This window comes from Pirellulales bacterium (genome assembly GCA_019636335.1).
GTDB lineage: Bacteria > Planctomycetota > Planctomycetia > Pirellulales > JAEUIK01 > JAHBXR01.
In genome coordinates, this window is the sequence record JAHBXR010000056.1 from 1 (window position 1) to 5,671 (window position 5,671).

At 59.6% G+C, this 5,671-nt stretch carries 6 protein-coding genes; all 6 read right to left on the reverse strand.

Annotated features, from left to right (window positions below; genetic code table 11):
- Positions 1–136 precede the first annotated feature (136 nt).
- Positions 137–1,240, reverse strand: coding sequence for an HlyD family efflux transporter periplasmic adaptor subunit (locus tag KF708_24890; GenBank protein MBX3415942.1), 1,104 nt, complete (start codon positions 1,238–1,240; stop codon positions 137–139).
- The gene (locus KF708_24895) at positions 1,237–1,965 is read right to left on the reverse strand and encodes an ABC transporter ATP-binding protein (GenBank protein ID MBX3415943.1); all 729 of its coding nucleotides are present in this window, start codon (positions 1,963–1,965) and stop codon (positions 1,237–1,239) included. The genes KF708_24890 and KF708_24895 overlap by 4 nt, the downstream gene beginning before the upstream one ends.
- Before the next feature lie 21 nt (positions 1,966–1,986).
- On the reverse strand, positions 1,987–2,838 hold the full coding sequence (locus KF708_24900; GenBank protein ID MBX3415944.1) for an FtsX-like permease family protein: 852 nt from the start codon (positions 2,836–2,838) through the stop codon (positions 1,987–1,989).
- Between the two features lie 348 nt (positions 2,839–3,186).
- Positions 3,187–4,857, reverse strand: a complete 1,671-nt coding sequence (locus KF708_24905) for an IS66 family transposase (protein MBX3415945.1) — start codon at positions 4,855–4,857, stop codon at positions 3,187–3,189.
- Between the two features lie 71 nt (positions 4,858–4,928).
- The gene (gene tnpB, locus KF708_24910) at positions 4,929–5,258 is read right to left on the reverse strand and encodes an IS66 family insertion sequence element accessory protein TnpB (GenBank protein MBX3415946.1); all 330 of its coding nucleotides are present in this window, start codon (positions 5,256–5,258) and stop codon (positions 4,929–4,931) included.
- Positions 5,255–5,593: a hypothetical protein gene (locus tag KF708_24915; GenBank protein MBX3415947.1), complete on the reverse strand. Its 339-nt coding sequence runs from the start codon at positions 5,591–5,593 to the stop codon at positions 5,255–5,257. Before KF708_24915 ends, tnpB begins: the two co-directional genes overlap by 4 nt.
- Positions 5,594–5,671 lie beyond the last annotated feature (78 nt).

Here is a 5,671-nt window from a genome sequence, read left to right on the forward strand (position 1 = left end):
TGGTTCAATAAGCCCACAGAGTGCAGGGTGCCACGGGCTCAGCCCGTGCGTTCGTGAGTCGAGAAGCCGCCCCCCAAGTCGAATACGGCCGTTGCGCGCCAGGATTCACCGGCACCCTCGACCCATTATCTAAGCGTCAATCGTCAGAATCGGCTTGGCCGCTGTCGGCCGCGATCATGATGTCGACATCCACTTGCAGCCCAAACGGCGCCTGGAAATCGTCCGGTAGGTCGATAAGCACTTGAAGCACGTCAAGGTCCTTGCGTTCGCTCGCCTCATTGTTGAAGACGGTCTTTTTACCCATCAAGCGCTTGACTAGCGACACCGTGCCGGGATACCTCACATCGCCCAGGCCACGGCCATACAGCCTTGCCGATTGTCCCGCTGCCAGACGATGCACGAAGCGTTCGTCGATCTCAGCGCGCACGCGCAACCTCGATTTGTCAGCGACAATCATCACCGGATCCCGATCGAGCACACGGGCGCCCTCCCCCTCGCGCTTAAAAACCTCCAGAACGATGCCGTCGAGAGGGGACAACATTATGGTATTGGCTAGTCGCTGTCTCGCGGTCTCGACGCGTGCCTCGGCCAAGCGTACCTCCGCGTCGGCGACGTCCCGGTCAACGGCGCGTACGTGCCTTTCCAATAGTGCCAACTCGGCTTTCGCCTGTTCGAGCGACTTCCTCGCCTGTTGAACTTCAGTGGCTGTCTGATCGCGCTCTGCATCCGTCGTAACTCCTCGAGCTGTCAGCGCAAGGATGCGCGCTTGCTGTTTTGTGGCGAACTGCAACCGTTCTTCCATAATCTCGACGTTGCGCCTCGCCGCGTTGACTTGCTCTACATGCATGCCAGCCAGCAATTGCTCTCGTTGTGCCGCCGCCAACACCACTTGTTGCTCCGCTTCCGCTACCGCGGCCGCGTCGTCATGGTCAATGAGCACCGCCAACACATCTCCCTTGCGAATCTCTTGCCCCACTTCGACGGCTAATCGACCGATAACTCCATCTACTTTGAACACGAGTCGGCGGACCTCCGAAACGGGTTCGATATAGCCAATGCCACGGATCAGCTCCCTTCCTGACTGTGAAGCATCTCGAAGGTTTGTAGTCTCACCCCCACTTGCGACGGAATGCCCAACATAGGGTGTCTGAGACAACTGGCTCACTCCGCCGACAATGTACAACCAGGCTACCACGCCGCTAGTTACAGATATCGCTGCAGCCAGAATAAGCTTGCTCAAGGCAGCATCTCCGCCGACTCTGCCGAATTTTGGAGCGGTTCCGGTACAGTATCGGAAACGATCTGTCCCGACTCGATTCGGAGAACTCGATTGAATAGTGGCACCAGTCTTGTATCATGAGTCACAACGACTAGGAGCACGTTCTCTCGTTTCGCCTGTTCAATCAGCAGTCTTATTGCCGCTTGACCATTCTGCCAATCAAGGGCCGCGGTTGGCTCGTCCGCAAGTAATATCGGTGGCCGATGCAGCACGGCCCTAGCGACAGCGACTCGCTGGCGTTGGCCGCCGCTAAGTTCAGCGGGCTTACGGTGTAAGTGTTTTTTAAGATCCAAATAATGTGTAACTTCAGAAATTCGTCTGTTCATATCAGTGTATGACATTCCTGCATTTCTCGCGACTATCTTAAGATTGTCCTGGATCGTTACGAAGGGAAGCAGCTGGGACTGCTGAAAGACAAAACCGATCGAGCGTCGTCGGAGTTCCGTCAGCATGTCCGGACGGTCAAACTGAACAAGCTTGCCTGCCACCGTTAATTGCCCACGGGTAGGCCTCAAGAGGCAACCACAGATCGACAGCAATGTAGTCTTGCCAGACCCTGAAGGACCAAGTAATACGCAAGTATCGCTCGCCGCGAAGTCCACATTTATGTTGACAAGCACTTGATGCTCGCTTGTCCCATCGTTATATGACTTCGACAGGTTGGACGCGCTGATGGCTAGCGGCACTATAACCACCTATATACACGCTCACTGAAACACCGAGATCGGGTCAATGCGATGAATAGTTCGCACGGACACCCACGCGGCTAATGCCGCGCTGCCAAAGCACGCGGCTGTCACGGACATGTACACAGGCCCTGTCGTCTCGATTGGAACTGGTGTCGACGCCGTCGCCTTGACTGCCCACCAAAACAGAATCGTGCCCACGCAAATACCGGTCGCGCCAAGCAACATCGCTTGCACCAACACTATTTGAAGTACACTTGCCCGAGTGAACCCTACCGCAAGTAGCGTCGCGTAGTCTCTCAGGTGGTCATGTGTAACGGCATACAGCGTCTGGCTGCTGACAACACATCCAACCAACACTCCAAGCGCGGCCGTCAATGCTACCGTGAACCCTAAACCTGTCTCAAGCAACCAGAATCTGGAAGTTCGTACGCCAAACTCACGCGACGTTAGCACCTCAACGCCCGGCACTTCAGCAGTGATGCATTCCTTGACTGTCTGAATCGACAATGGGGACACACATCGCACTAGGACGTACGTGATGTCATCAGTTCTCAGTCTCGGATCGCATTCGCGCAATGACTCGAGCGCCATAAACACATGTGGCGCCGCCGTAAGTGTACGCACATCACGTGACAGCCCACCAACGATCACATTCTTCTGTAGCACTTCAGCATCGTCATCGACACCAGTGATGCCCAGTTTGTCGCGAAACAGATCGTCTACGATCACTCGATTGGGACGCCTGAGGCAATCAATTTGGCCTTCTTGCATGGCCCATGGTGCTCCTGCCAGACGCTCACCAACTCCAATTAACGCGACATTTTGTTGTTTTCCATTCGCCAATTTCCAAAATGCCCATGAGAGTAACATGGGCTCCGCGGACCTCACACCAGGGACATTTCGCACCTGATACAACCGTTGCTCGGGAAGAGTGGTTCCGTAATCAAAGGCAATTGTATGCTGGGGAATGACCCAGATGTCCGCGTCCGCGTGATGGATAATTGCAGTGCAGGTCCGAGACCACCCAACCGCTAGTCCTAGTTGTGATACACCAAGGAGAAAAGATACCGCGATACCAATGGCCGACGCGCACGATCGACGTTTTGTGTCCCACAGCATACTGACTGCAATGAGCAGCACATTATTCATCAAGAATCCGGCCGTGTCCGCTCGGCGGAGCACAGGTTGGGGGAAGTTGCGGGGGCCAATCGAAGTAGTTCAGTCGGCGTTTTGCGGAGCGACGCTGTGGGACGGCTCGGCTGCGTCCTCGGCCTTCCACACGTCGGGCAAGAACTGTTCCAACTCGCCGGCGGGCGTGCAGGGCAGCTTGGCCAGGACGCTGGTGAGATAGCGCTGCGGGCAGACGCCGTGCCGCTCGGCACTGGCGATGAGCGACCACAGCCGCGCATGATTCAGCGCCGCGGCGTCATGCCCGGCGAAGAGCCAGTTTTTTCGACCCAGGGCCACTCGTTTGAGAGCCCGCTCACTGGCATTGTTGTCGATGGCGAGGAAGCCTTGCGTCACGTAGGTGGCGAGCGCCTCCCACTGGTTCTGGGCGTAGGTGATCGCCTGCGTTATCGGGCTGCGCGGCAGCACGATCTCGCTTTCGGCGTCGAGCCACGCCTTGATCCGCGCGAGCACGGGCACGCTCCGCTCCTGGCGTAGAGCACGCCGCGCTTCATCGCCGGCGCCCTTCGCTTCGCGCTCGATGGCGTACAACTCGCTGACCAGCGCGAGCATCTGCGCAGCCCGCTTGCCATCCGAATCCTGCGCGTCGTAAAACTTGCGGCGCGCATGCGCCCAACAAGCGACTTCCGTTACCTGGCCGCCGGCGAAGATGCCGTCGTAACCGCCGTAAGCATCCGCTTGCAGGTAACCCGTGAAACTTGTGAGCCATTTGGCTGGACCGTCGCGGCCGCGGTTGGGAGTATAGTCGTAGACCGTGTACGGGTGGGCCGCGTCTCCCAGGTAACACCAGATCCGCCCCTTGCGGCACTGTTTGGCGCCCGGCGACTGGATGGGCACCGGCGTGTCGTCCGTGTGAATCACGCGCGATTGCTTCACGCGGCCAACCATCAGCTCGACAAGCGGCTGGACCAGCTCGCCCGCCGCGCGCATCCAACCGCACATCGTGCCGCGCGCCACGTGAACTTGTTGCCGCGCGAAGATGTTTTCCAGCCGATACAGCGGCAGGTGATCGCCCAACTTGCTCACCACCACGTAGGCCAGCAGACTGGGACCGGGTAGTCCGCCGTCGATCGGTTGCCGCGGCTTTTTGGCCGCCGCGATGTTCGGGTTGTAGCCGTCGGCGTCGCACTTCGCGCAGGCGTACTTGTGACGCACGTGCTTCAAGACCTTGAGGCTGGCCGGGAAGTATTCCAACTGCTCGCTCACTTCGGCGCCGATCCGCTGCCGATCGTGCCCGCAGGCCGGGCAGGACTTGTCATCCAGGTCGTGCTCGATCTCGATCCGTTCGAGATGCTCGGGCAATGGTGAGCGACCGTGCTCGTGACGCTTTCTCACCCGCCGCGTGACGAGCCGCTCGCCCGACTCTTCGGCGATGCTCGCCTCGTCGAGCGGAAGCTGTTCGACCACCTGGCCGAAGAGCAAGAGTTGCCGCGGATCGAACTTTTCACTGCGCGGGCCGTAGTAGCGACAGAGGATGGCGGCTACCGCCGCCTTCAATTCGGCGGCATGCTCCGCCTCTCTCTCCTCCATGCGCTCGCGAAGCGCTTCGATCTGCCGGGCCGCTTCCGCCTTGATCCGCGCGATGAGCGATTCGCGCTCGGAGAGAAGTTGTCGTTCGCGCTCCACGATGAAGTGTTTGAGCAGCGCCGGATCATCGGGCAGCATGGCGGGATCGAGCGATAGAGAGGCGTCCTTGCTCATCGCTTCTTTATACCCCGCCGGGCCGCGAGCGTTTCGCGCCACGGAGATTTTTTTGCGGTGGCACGCGCGCCTCACGCGGTGCGCCGCTGCTCGATCCGGAGGCCCGACAGCAAGCGCAGCAACTGCTCGCCGGTGATCTCGACCGAGACGGCGCTCGTCTTGGGGAACGGAAACTCGCCCCGTTCCAGCCGCTTGTAATAGATGGCCAGCCCGTCGGTATCCCACCACAGGATCTTCACCAAATGCCCGCCCCGATTGCGGAACACGAACAGATGTCCCGAGAGGGGATCGTCCTTCAAGAAGGATCGCACCACCTCGGCCAGGCCATCGAAGCTCTTCCGCAGGTCGACCGGCGTCGAGGCCAGCCAGACGCGCACGCCCGCGAGATCGCCCGTGATCATGGCGCGGTCCTCGCTTCCAAAGCGGCGACGAGTTCGACCAGTCGCTCGGTCGAGATCGACTCCGGCAGCCGCAGCACGCGGCCGCCGGCCAGCTCGATGACGATCGACGCGCGATTGGGCGGCACTTCGTCGCTCACCACGACGGGCAGGAACGCCGACGCTGGAATCGACATCCGATCTCGCTCGCCGATCGTCCGTCGCCAGGCATAGAACGACGCCTCACTGAGCCGCTCACGCCGGCAGAAGGATCGCACGCTCAACTCGCTCATCGCCTGTCGATCGAGTACGCCACGCCAGTACCGCTCTTTGTCGGCATCTCGCTGATAATTCGCCATCCGCCACCTCCCCATTGAGATGGCCAGCATGACCGGCTACGCAATCAGAAAAAAGCTGCGGCCCGCCGAGCGGACACA